At 60.2% G+C, this 19321-nt stretch carries 15 protein-coding genes and 2 pseudogenes; 1 reads left to right on the plus strand and 16 read right to left on the minus strand.

What is annotated here, in order from left to right; genetic code table 11:
- Nucleotides 1-41: 41 nt before the first annotated feature.
- Nucleotides 42-830 (plus strand): lipotoxin F family OmpA-related lipoprotein LptF, encoded by a 789-nt coding sequence (gene lptF, locus ACEN8R_RS18930; RefSeq protein WP_018926678.1) that lies wholly within the window; start codon nt 42-44, stop codon nt 828-830.
- A 123-nt stretch (nt 831-953) separates the two neighbouring features.
- Here the strand turns inward: lptF and ACEN8R_RS18935 are convergent, their stop codons facing one another.
- The 16 genes and pseudogenes from ACEN8R_RS18935 to ACEN8R_RS19010 all read right to left on the minus strand — a co-directional run bounded on the left by ACEN8R_RS18935 (nt 954) and on the right by ACEN8R_RS19010 (nt 19298).
- Nucleotides 954-1283 (minus strand): PA3694 family proteiin, encoded by a 330-nt coding sequence (locus tag ACEN8R_RS18935; RefSeq protein WP_007940182.1) that lies wholly within the window; start codon nt 1281-1283, stop codon nt 954-956.
- Nucleotides 1280-2194, minus strand: a complete 915-nt coding sequence (locus ACEN8R_RS18940; protein ID WP_007940179.1) for an alpha/beta hydrolase — start codon at nt 2192-2194, stop codon at nt 1280-1282. Before ACEN8R_RS18940 ends, ACEN8R_RS18935 begins: the two co-directional genes overlap by 4 nt.
- A gap of 130 nt (nt 2195-2324) precedes the next feature.
- Nucleotides 2325-3575, minus strand: a complete 1251-nt coding sequence (locus ACEN8R_RS18945; protein WP_172901247.1) for a flavohemoglobin expression-modulating QEGLA motif protein — start codon at nt 3573-3575, stop codon at nt 2325-2327.
- A gap of 63 nt (nt 3576-3638) precedes the next feature.
- Nucleotides 3639-4193: a hypothetical protein gene (locus tag ACEN8R_RS18950; protein WP_018926679.1), complete on the minus strand. Its 555-nt coding sequence runs from the start codon at nt 4191-4193 to the stop codon at nt 3639-3641.
- Between the two features lie 70 nt (nt 4194-4263).
- Nucleotides 4264-4980 (minus strand): TetR/AcrR family transcriptional regulator, encoded by a 717-nt coding sequence (locus ACEN8R_RS18955; protein WP_007940176.1) that lies wholly within the window; start codon nt 4978-4980, stop codon nt 4264-4266.
- 102 nt (nt 4981-5082) lie between these two features.
- Complete coding sequence (gene lysS, locus ACEN8R_RS18960; protein WP_018926680.1) at nt 5083-6585, minus strand: lysine--tRNA ligase; 1503 nt, start codon at nt 6583-6585, stop codon at nt 5083-5085.
- 68 nt (nt 6586-6653) lie between these two features.
- A protein-coding gene (prfB, locus tag ACEN8R_RS18965; protein WP_096481021.1) for a peptide chain release factor 2 occupies nt 6654-7749 on the minus strand; the annotation gives its coding sequence in 2 pieces (ribosomal slippage) (nt 6654-7676 and nt 7678-7749; 1095 coding nt in all).
- Nucleotides 7750-8031: 282 nt separating this feature from the next.
- A complete protein-coding gene (locus tag ACEN8R_RS18970) occupies nt 8032-9033 on the minus strand; it encodes a response regulator (protein ID WP_018926681.1) in 1002 nt (333 codons plus the stop codon).
- A 48-nt stretch (nt 9034-9081) separates the two neighbouring features.
- Nucleotides 9082-10092, minus strand: a complete 1011-nt coding sequence (locus ACEN8R_RS18975) for a chemotaxis response regulator protein-glutamate methylesterase (RefSeq protein ID WP_018926682.1) — start codon at nt 10090-10092, stop codon at nt 9082-9084.
- Nucleotides 10089-12395, minus strand: coding sequence for a hybrid sensor histidine kinase/response regulator (locus ACEN8R_RS18980; RefSeq protein WP_018926683.1), 2307 nt, complete (start codon nt 12393-12395; stop codon nt 10089-10091). The genes ACEN8R_RS18975 and ACEN8R_RS18980 overlap by 4 nt, the downstream gene beginning before the upstream one ends.
- Entirely contained in the window at nt 12392-13075 is a 684-nt protein-coding gene (locus ACEN8R_RS18985; RefSeq protein ID WP_018926684.1) for a chemotaxis protein CheW, read from the minus strand. Before ACEN8R_RS18985 ends, ACEN8R_RS18980 begins: the two co-directional genes overlap by 4 nt.
- On the minus strand, nt 13072-14346 hold the full coding sequence (locus tag ACEN8R_RS18990; RefSeq protein ID WP_018926685.1) for a CheR family methyltransferase: 1275 nt from the start codon (nt 14344-14346) through the stop codon (nt 13072-13074). Before ACEN8R_RS18990 ends, ACEN8R_RS18985 begins: the two co-directional genes overlap by 4 nt.
- Nucleotides 14343-14879, minus strand: a complete 537-nt coding sequence (locus ACEN8R_RS18995) for a chemotaxis protein CheW (protein WP_018926686.1) — start codon at nt 14877-14879, stop codon at nt 14343-14345. Before ACEN8R_RS18995 ends, ACEN8R_RS18990 begins: the two co-directional genes overlap by 4 nt.
- Nucleotides 14879-16054: pseudogene (locus ACEN8R_RS19000) on the minus strand (methyl-accepting chemotaxis protein); the annotation flags it as partial. The gene ACEN8R_RS18995 and the pseudogene ACEN8R_RS19000, both read right to left, overlap by 1 nt.
- Nucleotides 16028-16681, minus strand: a pseudogene (locus ACEN8R_RS19005) (MCP four helix bundle domain-containing protein); the annotation flags it as partial. The pseudogenes ACEN8R_RS19000 and ACEN8R_RS19005, both read right to left, overlap by 27 nt.
- A 202-nt stretch (nt 16682-16883) precedes the next feature.
- Nucleotides 16884-19298, minus strand: coding sequence for a hypothetical protein (locus tag ACEN8R_RS19010; RefSeq protein WP_018926688.1), 2415 nt, complete (start codon nt 19296-19298; stop codon nt 16884-16886).
- Between the last annotated feature and the right edge of the window lie 23 nt (nt 19299-19321).

Below are 19321 nucleotides of genomic sequence, written 5' to 3' on the forward strand. Positions count from 1 at the left end.
TTCAGGCCTGACACTTTTATCGATAGAAAGGACGAACCGCTATGCGCAAACAACTGATGATACCCGCCCTCCTGGCCGCAAGCATTGCACTGGCTGCCTGCGCCACACCGCCCAACACCAACCTGGAGCAAGCCCGCACCAACTACGCCGGCCTGCAAGCCAACCCGCAAGCCAGCAAATTCGCGGCACTGGAAACCAAAGACGCCAGCGATTACCTGGACAAGGCCGACAAGGCTTACCAGGACAAGGAAGACCAGAATAAGGTCGACCAACTGGCTTACCTGACCAACCAGCGTGTTGAAGTGGCCAAGCAGACCATCGCCCTGCGCACCGCGGAAAACAACCTGAAGAACGCCGCGGCTCAGCGAGCCCAGGCGCGTCTGGATGCCCGCGACCAGCAGATCAAACAATTGCAGGCCAGCCTCAACGCCAAACAGACCGATCGCGGCACGCTGGTAACGTTCGGTGACGTGCTGTTCGCCACCAACAAGGCCGACCTGAAACCCAGCGGCTTGGTGAACATCAACAAACTGGCGCAGTTCCTTCAGGAAAACCCCGACCGTAAAGTGATTGTCGAAGGCTACACCGACAGCACCGGCGCGGCGTCGTACAACCAGTCGCTGTCCGAGCGCCGCGCGACCTCGGTGCAAGTGGCCCTGATCAAGATGGGTGTCGACCCGGCGCGCATCGTGGTCCAGGGTTATGGCAAGGAATACCCGGTGGCCGAAAACACCAGCGTCTCCGGCCGTGCGATGAACCGTCGGGTGGAAGTGACCATTTCCAACGACAACCAGCCGGTGATACCGCGTTCGGCTGTCAGCTCGAATTAAGTGAACCACGCTGCCATGTAACGTCTGTAGGAGCGAGGCTTGCCCGCGAAGAACGATGACTCGGTGTATCTATTAGACCGCGTCATCGTTCTTCGCGGGCAAGCCTCGCTCCTACGGGATGTTTTATTGTTCGAGTTTTTGCGGGGTTTCCTGGCCCATGCAGCGCACGGCTTTTTTCTTGTTGTTGACCAGTACGCCGGTCAGGCCTTTCTGTTCGGTATCAAACATCACCAGTACGCCATCGATGCACTGCGCCACTTGCGCGGCCGGTTCCAGGGAGATTTTGTAGTCTTCGCCCGGCACGGTCTTGAGCATGGTGAAGTCGCTGAGCAGCAACGCATCCTCGGGTTTGGCGAAGTGCAGGTAGCCGTACCACCACAGGGCCCCGACGGTGCCGAGGATGCTGCAAATACCGGTGATGATCAGCGGGATGGCGTTACGTTCTTCACTCATTGCGGACTCTCTGGTGGTTCATCTTCAGAATTCGGGGGTGCCGGGTAATTCGGAATTTCACCCAGGCGGCGCAGGCCGTTGAAATGCTGCGGGTCTTCGAGGTAACGCAGCATGACTTTTCGCCAGACCGGGTCGGCGAAGGTTTGCACATGACCGCCCCGGGTCAGTTGCAGCACTCGCGGCGGCGGCGCAGCTTGATACAGTCGGATGCCGTTGGAAAGGGGCACCAGCTGATCATCGATACTGTGATAGATCAGTTTCGGTACACCATTGAGCTGTGTCATGGAACGGATCGCGCTATCGCCATCCGGCACCAGCCAGGACAACGGCACCTGGAACGGCCAGGTCATCCAGGAGGTGCTGAGGGCGAAACGCCCGACATCGCGGTAGCTGGCAGGCACGCCATCGAGCACGAAAGCCTTGAGTTGCCGCTGGCGCTCGGGATGCTGGGCCAGGTAATGCACGGCCATCGAACCGCCAAGGCTCTGACCGAGAAGGATCAACGGCTTGCCCTTGACCTCCGGCGCCTGGTCGAGCCATGTGAAGGCGGCGTCGATGTCCTGATAAATCTCCGGCAACGCCGGCTTACCTTCGGACAATCCGTACCCGCGATAGTCCACCAGCAACACCTGATAGCCCTGCTTCGGCAACCACCAGCTCGCACCCAGATGCCACGCCAGGTTGCCGCCGTTACCGTGCAGATGCAGCACAGTGCCTTTGACTTCGACGCCTTTTTTCGCCGGCAGCCACCAGCCATGCAGCTTGAGGCCATCGGCAGTGGTCAGGGTGACGTCGCGATAGTCGAGCTTGGCTTTTTCCGGGGTGAACGGCTGGCCGGGCTCGGGGTAGAACAGCAAAGAGCTGCAACCGCCGAGGGCCAGGAGCAGGCAGAAGATGCCGAGGATTCTCATCCGGTGAAGCCTCAATGTGGGTGATCGTTCCCATGCTCCGCGTGGGAGTGCATACCGTGACGCTCTGCGTCACAGTGGACGCTCTGCGTCCATGGCGGCATTCCCACGCAGAGCGTGGGAATGATCTGAATCAAAGGATATTGGAGTAATCCGCTTCGATCCGGTCCAGGCTCAGGTGGTTGAGGAAGTTGGAGAAGCACATCCACGCCGACAACGCGTTCATGTCGCGGAACTGCTCAGGCAGGTACTTGGGCGGCACCACCAGGCCTTCGTCCACCAATTGGCGCAAGGTCCGCATGTCCTCCAGCGTAGTCTTGCCGCAGAACAACAGCGGTATCTGCTCCAGCTTGCCTTTGCGCACGGCCAACTGAATGTAGTTGTAAATCATGATAAAGCCCTTGAGGTAGGACAAGTCTTTGGTAAATGGCAGACCATTCGGCACCGAGCCGCGGAACACCCGACTGGCATTGCCGTAGCTTTCGGCCATTTCAAAGCCCTGAGCCCGGAAGAACTCAAAGATCTGCAAGAAGTCCGCGCCCTCCTCCACCATATGAATGGCGCGGGTGCGGTTGGTCAGTTTGCGCAAGCGGCTCGGGTAGGAGGCGAAGGTGATGATTTCCATCAGGATCGCCAGGCCCTCCTGAGTCACGGTGGACGACGGCGGGCCCTTGGACAGGAACGTACAGATCGGCTGATTCAGACCGTTGAGGGTGGTGCCCACATGCACCAGCCCTTCATGGACTTCCAGCGCACGCACGTCGCGATTGTTGAACATCGCGTCGGTGCGGATCTTGATGTAGTCGGCGCCGGCCGCCGCGTCGGCGACGATCCCGTCGGACTCGAACACCCGGATGGTTTCCTCGTTTTCGCCAAACACCTTGTTCAACCGATGTTGCAGCAGGTCGACGGCTTCCTTGGCGGTGAGGACTTTCGGTTCGTCCTTGAGGTCGCCACGGCCGTCGATGTTGTTCAGGTAATCGGAGAGCATCAGCCCCAGGTCGGCCAGGGTCGGGTCGCCGGCGTGAAACGCATCGGACGCCGCGCCGTACAATTCCTGGGAAATCAGCCCGAAATCCTCGGTGCCGCGCGCTTCAAGCATGCGCACCACCATGCGGTATTCCTTGCACATGCGGCGCATGATCTGCCCGACCGGGTTGAACTGGCCAAGTTGCCGAGTGATGTCGCGCTCGATGTTCTGGAACTCCAGCTTCACTTTGCTGGAGTCGAACGACAGCGGTCGATTGAGGTAGTAGTCGCGGTCCACGGCCGGCATTTCCTTGCCCTTGCCCTTGAGGAACCCCTTGCGAATACTGTCATCCCACTTGACCGCATCCAGAATGCGAATCGGCGTCTGCGCCAGCACTATGCGATCGGACAACATGCGTATCGTCTGCTGGTATTCGTCCACCCGAGACTCCTGTAGTAAAGCTCTTACGTGCTGGGTTTATTTGGTTTTGGCCAGGCGCTGATAGCGTACCGCTTCGACGAAGACATCGGAATTGGCCGGGTCGTCGAGGTAGGCGAATACCTGATCCAGGCTGTTGTTGATCAACACCCCATCGCCATCTTCAGTCTGAAAGCCTTCGCCACTGAGGGCTTCTTGCCCCATGGCCTGCCTGATCTGCTCAAGGTCGAGGTTGTAGACCACCAGTTCGTGCTTATCGTTGAGCTCGAAACCGGCGATGGTGAAATGCCCGCCGAACTGCGCCGGCACCTTCGCCGACAGGTACCAGCGATTGCCATGGCGCGACACCGTGAAAGGATAGGCTTCGCGCTCATGGGGTTTGGCCTTGAAGTAGCTGACCGCCTGGTAGTGATTGTCGCCGACGCGTGTCAGTTCCAGGTTCATCGGCTCGCCCCAGGCATTGGTGCTGGCCCATTTGCCGAGCAACCCTGTAGGCGCGGGCTCGCTGGCGGGCAGCGACTCCTTGAAGGTCACCAGGCAGCCACTGAGCAGCAGGAACGACAAGGCGATCACCACGACACGCCAGGCTTTCATTCAACACTCCCTATCGACACACGATGCCCCCTACTGGCCACTCTCCCACAGGGTTGAGTCCCACAAGGGGTTACACCGACGCCAGTACCAGGTGCATGTAGCGGGTCAGGATGCCGAGCATTTCCTCTTCGGCAACAGGCTCGGCATCGTTGAGCAGGCCCTGATATTCCATCCGTCCGACAATCGCCGTCAACACTTTGGCATCTTGTTGTGGCTCGCGGGAACCCAATACTTCGAAAAGCTGGCAGGTGCCCTGCAAGAGAATTTGCTGATGGGAACGCACCAACAACGCCAGACGCGGGTTAAGCAACGCTTCCTGGCGGAAGGCTTGCTCGGCCATCAAGTGCTCGCGGCGATTGATCAATTGCCGATGAACATAGTCAGCCATCAGCCGTGCGATATCGTCCGCCAGCTGCGAGCGCGACTCGGCGGTGCCATCACCGCTGACAACCATCTCGCGCAACAGGCCTTCGTTGCTGGCCCACAACCGGGCCATGTATGCCGCGCTGCGTTCCACGTATTGGGCAAAGGTATCGGTGAGCAAGTCATCGATGTCCTTGAAGTAGTAAGTGGTGGCCGACAGCGGCACACAGGCCTCGGCGGCCACCGCACGGTGCCGCACAGCCCGCACGCCATCGCGCACGACAATGCGCATCGCCGCGTCGAGAATGTCCTGTCGACGCTGTTCGCTGCCCTGTCGGCTGGCCTTGCGGCCCTGGTACTGAACACTTTCAGCGACCGCAGTGGCGATATCCGCTGCACCTTCTTGAGCAATTGCACGATTCACGACAGGTATTCCTCTCTAACGTCAAAAGTAACCAATTGATACGTTTGTACCAGACAGGCAATAAAAAGCCGCCTGTTTTAGGCGGCTTTTTAATTGAAACATTTACGCTTGCGGGCGCATGTGCGGGAACAGGATCACGTCGCGAATCGACGGTGAGTTGGTCAGCAACATCACCAGACGGTCGATGCCGATCCCTTCACCGGCGGTCGGCGGCATGCCGTACTCCAGCGCACGAACGAAGTCGGCGTCGTAGTGCATGGCTTCATCGTCGCCAGCATCCTTGTCGGCCACCTGTGCCATGAAGCGCTCGGCCTGGTCTTCCGCGTCGTTCAACTCGGAGTAGGCGTTGGCGATTTCACGGCCGCCGATGAACAGTTCGAAACGGTCGGTGACGTTCGGGTTCTCGTCGTTACGACGGGCCAGCGGCGACACTTCGAACGGGTACTGGGTAATGAAGTGCGGCTGTTCCAGCTTGTGCTCGACCAGTTCTTCGAAAATCATCACCTGCAGTTTGCCCAGGCCTTCGAAACCGAGCACCTTGGCGCCGGCCTTCTTGGCGATGGCGCGGGCCTTGTCGATGTCGTTCAGGTCGGCAGCGGTCAGTTCAGGGTTGTACTTGAGGATCGAGTCGAACACCGACAGGCGCACGAACGGCTCGCCGAAGTGGAACACCTTGTCGCCGTAAGGCACGTCGGTGCTGCCCAGAACCAGCTGCGCCAGTTCGCGGAACAGTTCCTCGGTCAGGTCCATGTTGTCTTCGTAGTCAGCGTGGGCCTGGTAGAACTCGAGCATGGTGAACTCGGGGTTGTGCCGGGTCGAAACGCCTTCGTTACGGAAGTTGCGGTTGATTTCGAAGACTTTTTCAAACCCGCCAACAACAAGCCGCTTGAGGTACAGCTCCGGCGCAATGCGCAGGAACATCTGCATGTCCAGCGCGTTGTGGTGAGTTTCGAACGGCTTGGCCGCCGCACCGCCCGGAATGGTTTGCAGCATCGGCGTTTCGACTTCCAGGAAGTCACGCTTCATCAGGAAGCTGCGGATGTGCGCAATCACTTGCGAACGCACGCGGAAGGTCTGGCGCACGTCTTCGTTGACGATCAGGTCGACGTAACGCTGGCGGTAGCGCTGCTCGGTGTCGGACAGGCCGTGGTGCTTGTCTGGCAGCGGGCGCAGGGATTTGGTCAGCAGGCGCACGTTGGTCATTTCAACGTACAGGTCGCCCTTGCCGGAACGGGCCAGGGTGCCTTCGGCGGCAATGATGTCGCCCAGGTCCCAGGTTTTCACCGCGGCCAGGGTCTCTTCGGACAGGGTTTTACGGTTGACGTAAACCTGGATGCGCCCGGACATGTCCTGAATCACCATGAACGAGCCACGGTTGAGCATGAGACGACCGGCAACCTTGACCGGGATCGCAGCCTCTGCCAGCTCTTCCTTGGTCTTGTCCGCGTACTTCTTCTGCAAGTCTTCGCAGTAGGCGTCGCGGCGGAAGTCGTTGGGGAAGGCCTGGCCCTTGGCGCGCTCGGCAGCAAGCTTTTCCTTGCGCAGGGCGATCAGGGAGTTTTCTTCCTGTTGCAGGGCTTGCGGGTCGAGTTGTAGGTCGCTCATGTCTTTAAAAATTCCATCACAGATTCGTTGCCCCCAGCCTTCGGCTGGGGATCGCTGTAGGGCGTGCCTTACAGCCCTTGTTTCAGGCTCGCCACCAGGTATTCGTCGATGTCGCCGTCGAGCACCTTGTCGCAGTCGCTGCGTTCGATGTTGGTGCGCAGATCCTTGATCCGCGAGGCATCGAGCACGTACGAACGGATCTGGTGACCCCAGCCGATGTCCGACTTGGTGTCTTCCAGGGCCTGGGAGGCGGCGTTGCGTTTCTGCACTTCCTGCTCGTACAAGCGCGCCCGCAACATTTTCATCGCGGTGTCTTTGTTGGCGTGCTGGGAGCGTTCGTTCTGGCAGCTGACCACGGTGTTGGTCGGTACGTGAGTAATCCGTACGGCCGAGTCGGTGGTGTTTACGTGCTGACCACCGGCACCGGAGGAGCGGTAGGTGTCGATGCGCAGGTCCGACGGGTTGATGTCGATTTCGATGTTGTCATCGATTTCCGGCGACACGAACACGGCCGAGAACGAGGTGTGACGACGGTTGCCGGAGTCGAACGGGCTCTTGCGCACCAGACGGTGCACGCCGATTTCGGTACGCAGCCAGCCAAAGGCGTATTCGCCCTTGATGTGCACGGTCGCGCCTTTGATACCGGCGACTTCACCGGCCGACAATTCCATGATGGTCGCGTCGAAACCGCGTTTATCCGCCCAGCGCAGGTACATGCGCAGCAGGATGTTGGCCCAGTCCTGGGCCTCGGTACCGCCGGAGCCGGCCTGGATGTCCAGGTAGGCGTTGTTCTGGTCCATCTCGCCGCTGAACATGCGACGGAATTCGAGCTTCTCGAGGGCTTCGCGCAAGCGCTCCACTTCAAGGGCTACGTCGTCGACGGCGGCCTGGTCTTCTTCCTCGGCAGACATCAACAGCAGGTCCTTGGCATCGGCCAGACCGCTGGACATTTCATCGAGGGTTTCTACGATCTGGGCCAGCGCAGAGCGCTCGCGACCCAGGTTCTGAGCGTACTCAGGGTTGTTCCAGACACTCGGATCTTCAAGCTCGCGATTGACTTCGGTCAGACGCTCATGCTTTTGATCGTAGTCAAAGATACCCCCGAATAGTTTCGGAGCGCTCGGACAGGTCCTTGATACTGTTAAGGATCGGGTTGATTTCCATGGCGGGCAGCACTCGTTGGCGAACTTTTGAAAGCCGGCGAGTATAACGTAATCACGCTGTCAAGGCAGCCCGCCTGGCGGCTTTAGGGGCGAATGGTTACGGAATAACGCGGGGGGCCCGTAGCAGCTGCCGAGCCCGCGAGGCTGCGTTCGGCGGCGCAGCCGTCGTAAAGTCAGACAACGCGGTCATTCAGGCAAACCGCATACACAGGACTTGCGAGGACTTCGTCCTCGAACGCAGCCTCGCGGGCTCGGCAGCTGCTACAGCGCTACAGTCAGCGGGTTACTCAATTCCCACCTGGTTGCGCCCATTGTTCTTCGCCAGGTACAGCCCCTTGTCCGCCGCCAAGATCAATTGCCGGCAGTCGCTGCCCGGCTGCGGGATCACGGTCGACAGGCCGATGCTGATGGTCAGGCACGAACCTTCGGTCGGGAAAACGTGCGGGATCTTCAATCCGACCACGGTCTGGCGCAGTTTTTCCGCCACCAGCCGCGCACCGCCCGGCGAGGTGTTGGGCAAGACCAGGACGAACTCTTCGCCGCCGTAACGGGCCGGCAGGTCCGATGGCCTGGCGCTGGCGTCGCGAATGGCCGTGGCGACTTTGCGCAAGGCTTCATCGCCTTCGAGGTGGCCAAAACTGTCGTTGTAGGACTTGAAATAGTCGACATCGATCATCAGCAACGACAATTGCGTCTGGTCACGCAACGAACGCCGCCACTCCAGTTCCAGGTATTCGTCGAAGTGCCGACGGTTCGACAGCCCGGTCAGGCCGTCGGAGTTCATCAAGCGTTGCAGCACCAGGTTGGTGTCGAGCAACTGTTGCTGGCTGACCCGCAACGCACGGTACGCCGCGTCACGCTGCAGCAGGGTCATGTAGGAGCGCGAGTGATAGCGGATGCGCGCCACCAGTTCGATGTTGTCCGGCAGCTTGACCAGGTAATCGTTGGCCCCGGCGGCAAACGCCGCGCTCTTGATCAGCGGGTCTTCCTTGGTCGACAGGACAATGATCGGAATGTCCTTGGTCGCCGGGTGATTACGGTATTCGCGCACCAGGCTCAGGCCGTCCAGGCCGGGCATGACCAGATCCTGAAGGATCACCGTCGGCTTGATGCGGATCGCCTGGGCGATGGCCTGGTGCGGGTCGGCGCAGAAGTGGAAGTCGATGTTTTCTTCGTTCGACAGACCACGGCGCACCGCCTCGCCGATCATCGCCTGATCGTCCACCAACAACACCATGGCGGCGTTTTCGTCGGTTTTGAAGTCGTCGAGCTGTAATTCATTCATGTGCGGTCACCTGAGTACTGCTTGGGCCACGATTGCTGCTAATGATAGTCATTTTTGGAAAATCTCCAGCAAACGTGGCGCTATCTTGTCCAGCGGGCGGATTTCCACGGCAGCGTCGATGGCTGCGGCCGCCTTGGGCATTCCGTACACGGCACTGCTGTTCTGGTCCTGAGCGATGGTCAGGTAGCCCTGTTGGCGCATGAGTTTAAGCCCCTGGGCGCCGTCACGCCCCATACCGGTCAGTAGAACGCCCACGGCATCACCGCTCCAGTAATTGGCCACACTCTCGAAAAACACATCGATCGAAGGCCGATAGATCTCGTTGACCGGTTCGGCGGTGTAGGCCAGCGTGCCGTTTTTCAGCAAGCGGATATGGTGATTGGTACCGGCCAGCAGGATCGTGCCGCTTTGCGGCGGTTCACCTTCCTGGGCCAGGCGCACGTCCAGGCCGCTGGCGCTGGCCAGCCATTCGGCCATGCCGGCGGCGAACACCTGATCCACATGCTGGACCAGCACGATGGCCGCCGAAAAATCCCGGGGCAGGCCCTTGAGCAGCACTTCCAGCGCCGCCGGCCCGCCAGCGGATGAACCGATCGCCACCAGGTGCTGGCGCGAGGCCGAGTTGCGGTGCGGGCTCGGTGCCGATCGCTCCCGATTGCTGTGGTCACCGATCAACCAGCCAATGTTGAGGATCTTGCGCAGCAGCGGCGCAGCGGCTTCCTGAGGGTTACCAGCGCCCAGCGCCGGGGTATCGACCACATCCAGTGCGCCGTAGCCCATGGCTTCGAACACCCGGTGCACGTTCTGCTGACGGTCGACGGTGACGATGACGATCGCGCACGGGGTCTCGGCCATGATCCGCCGGGTCGCTTCCACGCCGTCCATCAACGGCATGATCAAGTCCATCAGGATCAGATCCGGGGTGTATTCGGTGCAACGTTGCACCGCCTCGGCCCCGTTGCTGGCAACCCAGACCACCTCGTGCGCCGGTTCGAACGCCAGGGCGCGGCGCAAGGCCTCTACCGCCATGGGCATATCGTTGACGATGGCGATTTTCATGCTCGCGCCCCTCCAATGAGCTCAACGACTGCATCCAGTAAGGCGTCATCATGAAAACTGGCCTTGGCTAGATAATAGTCGGCGCCGGCGTCCAGTCCACGACGACGGTCTTCTTCGCGGTCCTTGTAGGACACCACCATCACCGGCAGCGATTGCAGGCGATTGTCGCGACGCAATAAAGACACCAGCTCGATGCCGTCCATGCGCGGCATGTCGATGTCGGTGATCAGCAGATCGAAATCCTCCGAACGCAGGGCATTCCAGCCATCCATACCGTCCACCGCCACGGCGACGTCGTAGCCGCGATTGAGCAGCAACTTGCGCTGCAACTCACGAACGGTCAGCGAATCGTCCACCACCAGAATCCGTTTGCGCGCGGCCTCAACGGCCTGATTGGCGTGCCGGGCAATGCGCTCCAGACGCCCGGTATTGAGCAGTTTGTCCACCGAACGCAGCATGTCTTCGACGTCGACGATCAGCACCACTGAACCGTCGTCGAGCAAAGCCCCGGCGGAAATGTCCTGTACCTTGCCCAGACGCTCGTCCAGCGGCAGCACCACCAGCGTCCGCTCGCCGATAAACCGCTCGACCGCCACCCCGTAGATCGCCTCGCGCTCGCGCATGACCACGACTTTGAGGGTCTGCGCGCTGTTCTGGCTCGCCGGCCGATGCAACAGCTGACTGGCGGCGACCAGCCCGACATGCCGGCCTTCGTACCAAAAGTGCTGCCGGCCTTCGACCTGCACGATGTCTTCCGGCTCCAGGTCGCACATGCGCTCGATGTGCGCCAGCGGGAAGGCATACGCCTCGTCACCGACTTCCACCACCAGACTGCGCACCACCGACAGCGTCTGCGGCACTTCAAGATGGAAACGACTGCCCGCGCCCGCCGTCTGCTCCAGCACCACGGCGCCGCGCAACTGCCGGACCATGTGCTGAACCGCATCCAGCCCGACGCCGCGCCCGGACACTTCGGTGACCGTGTCGCGCAGGCTGAAACCCGGCAGAAACAGGAACGTCAGCAGCTCTTCTTCGCTCAACTGCGCGGCAGTCTCGGCTGGGGATAACTGCCGCTCGACGATCGTGCGGCGGACCTTTTCCAGGTCGACGCCATTGCCATCATCGCTCAGCTCCAGCACCAGCAGACCGGCCTGATGGGAGGCTCGCAAACGGATCACGCCTTCCTCCGGCTTGCCCGCCAAGCGTCGCTGTTCCGGGGTTTCGATGCCATGATCCACCGCATTGCGCAGCAGGTGTGTCAGCGGCGCTTCGAGCTTTTCCAGTACGTCTCGGTCGACTTGGGTCTTGTCGCCCTCGATCTCCAGCCGCACCTGTTTGCCAAGGTCGCGCCCAAGATCGCGGACCATGCGTACTTGACCGCTCAGCACGTCGGCGAACGGCCGCATGCGACAGGCCAGCGCGGTGTCATACAACACTTGTGCGCGCTGACTGGCGTGCCAGGCGAACTCGTCCAGTTCGGCGTTTTTTTCCACCAGCAATTGCTGGGACTCGGCCAGCAATCGGCGGGCATCGCCCAAGGCTTCCTGGGCTTCGAGGCTCAAGGCATGGTCCTTGAGATGAACGTTGAGGCTTTCCAGCGCCCGCAGGCCATTGCTCTGCATGCGTTTAAGGCGCTGCATGGTGGCCAGGTGCGGCTTGAGGCGCTGGGTTTCCACCAGGGATTTACTCGACAGGTCGAGCAGGCTGTTCAAGCGCTCGGCCGTGACACGCAATACGCGCTCGCCAGTGTCGGTGGCGCGCCTGGTCTTGGACGCAGGCTCGGCGGGCTCTGCCTGAGGTGTTTCAATGAGTGTTTCGACGGGTGTTTCGGCGGCACGAACGGGCGGCTCGACCCTGGGTGTCGACGGTTCGAGCTGAGGTTCTGCCATCGGCAGCGCGATGGGAACAGTCGCCATGTGCTCAAGCAGCCGTCCCATCAAAACAACGTAAGCGTCGATATCCGCAGCCGCCGGAGCATTGTTCGGCGTCGCAATCCGCATCAGCAGATCGGTGCCCTGCAACAGCGCATCAATGTGTTCGGGTCGCAGGTACAGGCGCCCTTCCTGGGCGCTGACCAGGTAATCCTCCATCACGTGGGCGACGCTGACCCCGGCATCGACGCCTACAATCCGCGCCGCGCCCTTGAGCGAATGGGCCGCGCGCATGCACGACTCGAGGTAATCGGCCTGGGTCGGATCACGCTCCAGCGCCAGCAGACCGGCGCTCAGCACCAGGGTCTGGGCCTCGGCTTCCAGGCTGAACAGCTCCAGCAAGGAGGCGTCACGCATTTGGTCGGGGGTCATGTGAGGCTCCGGGTCACGGCAGACAGCAGCTGCTCTTCATCCAGCCAACGCAGGCTGCGACCTTTGAATGGCAAGACTCCGCGGGTGTATTTGGCGCTGGCCTGGGTGCCGGACTGGGACGCGGCATCGAGAATGCGCTCGTCGATGGCGTGAATCCCGTCCACTTCGTCCACCGGCACCACCACCGGCCCGCCGTGGGCGGCGATGATCAGCATCCGCGGCGTTACCCGCGCGCCGGGCGCCACGCTACTGGTGTCGTCGAGCCCCAACAGCTCCACCAAAGACAGGCACGCCACCAAGGCACCGCGCACATTCGCCACGCCGAGCAATGCCCGGGAACGCTGGTGCGGCAAGGAATGGATCGCTTGCAGTGGCGCCACTTCGACCAGGCTGCGAGTGGCCAGGCCCAGCCACTCTTCGCCGAGGCGAAACATCAGCAGCGAGCGGGTTTTCACCTCACTCTCGGCCACCGTGGAGATTTGCCCACGGTCGCCCTGCGACAAGGCGTAGCGGTCGAGCAAGCGCGTGGCGGCAGCCGAATACACCGCGCAATTGCGGCAATGAATGTGCTCGCTCAGCAGCGGACAGGACTGGTCGCCGTGGATACCGATGCGGTTCCAGCAGTCGTCGATGGCCTGGGCATCTTCATGGGTGACGCTCAAGGTGTCGGAGGCGTTCATCGTTTACGCTCACTGTCAGCGGCGCGCTCGCTGCGGGCGGCGCGGGCCTGCAATCGTCTGGCACCCGCCGTGTCGCCCTGGGATTGCAACAAGGCAGCCAGGTGCATCAACGCGTCGGGGTGTTGCGGTTCGAGGTACAACGCCTTGCGATAAAAACCCTGGGCCTCCAGGGCACTGCCGGCGACATCGCTGAGCAGCCCCAGCCAATAGAACACTTGGGCCACCGGTTCGTGACTGCGCAAATAACTTTCGCACGCGGCGCGGGCCTCGGCACTTTTGCCTTCATTGGCCAGCGCGGCGATATGCGCCAACAGCGTGGCGGCGTCCGAAGAAGTGGCCGAAGGGGTGGCGGCAGCCTGAGGTATCGGCACGACCGTCGCAAAAGGCCGACTGCGCACAGGCGGCGGAGTCACGCTGCGCAACGGTTGCTGCACTGGCAGCGACATCGGCGTGAAAGTCGCAGGCGGCTCGAGCGCGCTCTGGCGACTGAAGGCAAACGACTGCGGGATACCGATCGAGCGCATGCCGAAACGGCCGAGCAGACTGCCCTCGGCCGGGCCGATAAATAGCACGCCATCGACGTGAGTCAGGCGCTTGAGCACTTCGAACACTTGCTGCTGGGTCGGCTGGTCGAAATAAATCAGCAGGTTGCGACAGAACACGAAGTCATAGGGCGGCTCGTTGACCAGCAAGGTCGGATCCAGCAGGTTACCGACCTGTAAACGCACCTGTTCGAGCACGCGCCCGCTGAGGCGATAGTTATCGTGTTCAGCGGTGAAGTGGCGCTCGCGAAACTCGAGGTCCTGGCCACGAAACGAATTCTTGCCGTACAGCGCGAGCCTGGCCTTTTCCACCGACAGCGGGCTGACGTCCATGCCGTCGACCTTGAACTGGTGCGGCGCCAGCCCCGCATCAAGCAATGCCATGGCGATCGAGTACGGTTCTTCGCCGGTAGAACACGGCAAGCTGAGAATCCGCAGGGCGCGCATGTTGTTGATCGCCGCCAGCCGCTTGGCCGCCAGCTTCGCCAGCGTGGCGAAGGATTCCGGGTAACGGAAAAACCAGGTTTCGGGGACGATCACCGCTTCGATCAGCGCCTGCTGTTCGTCGCGCGAGCCCAGCAAAGTGTGCCAGTACTCATCGGCCGTCCGCGCCCGAACCGCCGTAATGCGCTGGCGCACCGCGCGCTCGATGATCGCCGGGCCGACCGAGCCGACATCCAGGCCGATACGCTCCTTGAGGAAATCGAAAAACCGTTGATCGCTGCTCATCCCTGCTCCTCAAACTGCGCCAGGTCCAGCGGCGGCGAGGGAAACAATAAGGCGCGAACCTGTGCATCCAGTAAATCGGCAACCCGCACCCATTGCAGCAGCCCCTGGGCATCTTCGCGCACCGGGCCGAGATACGGCGCCTGGCGATTGTCCAGGCCATAAGGCTGAAAGTCCGCCGGGTTGCAGCGCAACGTGTCGGTGACCTGCTCCAGAATCAGCCCGAGCAATTGCGCAGGCGTTGCCTCATCCGGCCGATAGTGCACCAACACCAGCCGTGTGCTGGTGCGGGCCTGGGCCGGTTGGCCAAACGTCAGCGCGCTGAGGTCGATCACCGGCACCACCGCGCCGCGATAGGCGAACACCCCCGCCACCCAGTCTGGCGCCCGGGGAATGGGTTTCAACGGCAGTTGCGGCAGCACTTCGGCCACCTCGATGGCCTGCAAGGCGTAGCGCTCGTTGCCGATGCGGAACACCAGAAACAACGACTGCTTCGCCGGCATCGCCACGCCGCGCCTGGCCGTAAGTTCGCTCATCAGACTTTGAATCGCGAGACACCGCCACGCAGCCCCACGGCCACCTGGCTCAGTTCGTCGATGGCGAAACTGGCCTGGCGCAGGGACTCAACCGTCTGGCTGCTGGCATCGCCCAATTGCACCAGCGCGTGGTTGATCTGCTCGGCGCCGGTGGCCTGGGCCTGCATGCCTTCGTTGACCATCAACACCCGTGGCGCCAGCGCCTGGACCTGATGAATGATCTGCGACAGCTGCTCGCCCACCTGCTGCACCTCGGACATGCCGCGGCGCACTTCCTCAGAGAACTTGTCCATGCCCATGACCCCGGCCGACACCGCCGACTGGATCTCGCGCACCATCTGCTCGATGTCGTAGGTGGCCACGGCGGTCTGGTCTGCCAGACGTCGCACTTCGGTGGCGACCACGGCAAACCCGCGACCATACTCGCCGGCCTTCTCGGCTTCGATCGCGGCGTTCAGGGACAACAGGTTGGTCTGGTCGGCGACTTTGACGATGGTCACCACCACCTGGTTAATGTTGCCGGCCTTCTCGTTGAGGATCGCCAGCTTGGCGTTCACCAGATCTGCCGCGCCCATCACCGAGTGCATGGTGTCTTCCATGCGCGCCAGGCCTTGCTGACCAGAACCGGCCAGCACCGAAGCCTGGTCGGCGGCGGTGGAGACTTCGGTCATGGTGCGCACCAGGTCGCGCGAGGTGGCGGCAATTTCACGGGATGTCGCACCGATTTCGGTGGTGGTGGCCGCGGTTTCGGTGGCGGTGGCCTGTTGCTGCTTGGAGGTCGCGGCGATTTCGGTGACCGACGTGGTGACCTGCACCGAGGAACGCTGGGCCTGGGACACCAACGAGGTGAGCTCGGTCATCATGTCGTTGAACCCGGTTTCCACCGCGCCGAACTCGTCCTTGCGATCCAGATTCAGGCGACTGCTGAGATCGCCGGTGCGCATGACTTCGAGGATATCCACAATGCGATTCATCGGCGCCATGATCGCGCGCATCAGCAGCAGGCCGCAGAGGCCGGCGGCGATGATTGCCACCAGCAAAGAGACGCCCATGCTGATTTTGGCGGCCGTCACCGCGTCACTGATGGCCAGCGTGGATTGTTCAGCCAGGGCGTGATTATTTTCAAGAAGGCTGTTCAATTGCATGCGCCCATTGACCCAGGCCGGCGTCAGTTTTTGCTCCAGGGCAAGCACCGCCTGGTCGTACTCTTTGCGCTGATAGAGATCGATAACGTTGTTCATCTCTTTGTTGTAGAGCTGATGACGCACTTCGAACTCCTCGAACAGAGCCCGATCGTCCTCCGTGAAAATGGTTTTACGGTAGTTGGCTATTTGCTCGTTCAAGCGCTCTTCGAAACTTTTGTACATGGTCTGGTCGGCGACGGTCATTTCACGATGCCCGGAAAGGCCGACAAGCTGTTGGGTGAGGTTAAAACTGTCGACCCACGCACCGCGGATCATCGAACTGTAATACACCCCCGGGACCGCATCGGTGCGAACCGATTCTGCGCCGGCGTCGATCTTCATCAGCCGAGAAAAAGACACCACAACCATCAGCAGCATGATTGCGATAATTACCGCAAAGCTCGCCAAAATGCGTTGGCGCAACGTCCAGTTCTTCACAGTCAGTCCTCGGTGCGGGTCAAATTGCGGGGGAGTATAGCCGAGGGTCTGTGGGAGCGGGCTTGCTCGCGAAGAACGATAAGGCGGTTCCTGACGAACATTTGTGGCGAGGGGCTTGCCCCCGTTCGGCTGCGCAGCAGTCGCAAACCCGGCCAATGCGGTTTGTCTGAATAACCGCATCTGTAAATTTTGGGGCGGCTTCGCCACCTAATGGGGCAAGCCCCCTTCGCCACCGACGCAGCCTCCAGGACGGCGTCGTTTGTAAGCAAAAAGATCGCAGCCTTCGGCAGCTCCTATGCCGATCGCGTGCACCCGTTCCTAACGGATAAACGCGATCTGAAGGAGCTTCCGAAAAGCTGCGCCCCGTTAAAGCCGCTGACGCTCACTGCCAGTTAACGGCATGGACGTTAGAGGACAGATTCGACTCGATATCGACCAAACGGTGGTAGCGATATCCGCGACCAAACCAGGCGAGTTGATTCCAGGTCGTATGATTGGCCGGTATGCCAAACTGGTATCCACCACCTGCCTCAGTAGTCAGTAATACTGTTCGCGCATAGGGACGAGCATCGCAAGTACCGAAGAACGTGACCCAATTATTCGCGTTACCCCCCGAAGGAACGTAACTTCCTTGAAACAGAACGTAAGAGATGGTTGGAGCTTTTAACGGAGCCAGCACTGTAAACGTACGAGGGGCAGACTCCGGCTGAGGCCCGTAAACAGTTCTGGCCACAAGACGATGGCTCGTCAAACCCAGCCCCGTGACGGTATGGGTCGAAATACCCTGGTCATTGGCAAACTGCCTGCTGACAGACGTTTTGCCATCCAGAATCTGCACTTCAAGTTTCGGACTCGACGCGACTGTCACGGTGACGCGAATATCGGTGGTGTAGCCCCCTTCTTTGATCTCCCCCTTGCTGTCCTTCAGTGACGTGATATTCGGCGTCTGCAGTGCCAGGGTAGTGACCGCGTAACTTTGCAGCGGGAAGGTCACGATCGTCTGTTCGTTTTCGTTGGGGTGCAGGTCGACTTTTGCCCGAATCGTCAGCTCACTGCCGTTCCTGAGTTTCAGCAGTTTTTGACGCAACAAAGGTATTTGCAAGCCCTTTTCTACCTCCGTCGCCGTTGTTTCTTTTCCACTGGTAATCGGGATCGTGACGGAGTTGCCATTGCTGTCGGTTCCGCTGGCATCCAGCGTATACGGTTGGCCGATATCGATAAATGACCAGGGCACGACCGCAACATGAGCATCCCCGACGAACGAACGGGTATCCAAATCGCGCCCATTCGCCTCTGCAACTTCAGGCGCCGGAAAGTTCGGATCCTGTTCTTTGTACTTTTCTACGGTGACAATCAATGACTCGGAGACGGTCTCGTTGCCGTTGCGCAGCAGAGTCCATGAGAATTCGACTTGGCGCCCGATATTGGCACTGATGAATTTTGTGTCGAGCTTGAAGTTGGCCCGTGAGTTGGAATTGAACGGCTTAAATCCAAACTTGGGTGACCCTGCGCCCGACGCGCCCTTGACCACCAGTTTGGCCTGATCTCCCGGAAGAAACCCGATCAGCTCGACACGCCCGTTGGCGCCTTCGAGGTTTTTACCCGGTGAAAGAACACCGCCCTCGACCACTTGTACCGTCGGCACAGGCAAAACACCCTCGCCTCCCCTGAGCACACGCGCTTTGGTGTTATAGGAGCTGGCGATCACCATGCCGTTTCTGATCAGTTCGCAAGTCATTTGTACCTGCCCGCCCGGGAAAACCTTGCTCGCGGGTATTTTCAACAAATAAGTCGATGGCACTCTGCCGACAGTCACCTGCGGATTATCTGTCACCGACGAACCTGTAAGTGGCACGCAAACATAATTGCCCTGGATAACATCCTTGGCTTCAAAAAGCCCTTTGAACGCGTGTACCCGTGCATGGAGAAACTGTGTTCTGTTCACTTTGACGGGGTCGATGGTGTCAGCGTCGTCGCTCTCGTCATTGGGGTCTTCAATCAAGTCCGGCCCCGCCAGTTGTTTCTCCATAAGGTCAATGTCCCGCTCAACCCCCTTGGACCAGAGAGATCTTTCAGTGTAGTTTTCCAACTGATCCCTGACCGTGTACACAAACAGGAAAGCCGGATGACTCCCGGCCTCTTCGAACACGTCCTTGCTGACCCGAATCTTGATAGGGCTGCCGACCACATCCGGTTCTTGTGGATCGTCCGAAACACCGACCACGCGTCTGACTTCAACCCCATTGCACTTGAGAGTGATGACATCGTGGAGCTTCATGAAAAGGTAAGAAACAGTGACCCAAACACCCTTCTTGACTTCATTTGGCCCAATGTCTTCTGGCACTTCGATACCCAGGCCGTCGTGGTAGTTATCGCGAGGGTCGACGTCCCTCCCGGCAGGGCGATGCTGACTGTATTCACAAAAGAGCGCCGCTGACTCACTGCTATTACCACTCAGACGCGTTACTGAATAAGTGAACCGCTGAAGCCCCTCACGCAGTAGTGCTTTAGGCACCCAAAAACTGCGCCGAAGTTGCTCATCAATCTCAGCCTCGACATCAACTTTCACCCCATTGAGAAAAAGAATGACTGCCGTAACAGGGTTGCCTGGCTGATCGATAGGGGGATCAACGACAACACGAAGCCTCCCGCTCTCGGTCAGCCTGAGGGGAACACCGACCAGAGGTTTCCCCGCACCAGAGTTTTCGCTTTTGACATCCGCTGTAGCCCCCGGAATAGACGGTGAATAATCTTGCAGGACATTATTTTCAGCTGTCATCGAGAGATCGTCACCCATCACATACGCTCCTTGTCTGCTGG

The sequence above is a fragment of the Pseudomonas sp. Pseusp15 genome (assembly GCF_059492165.1).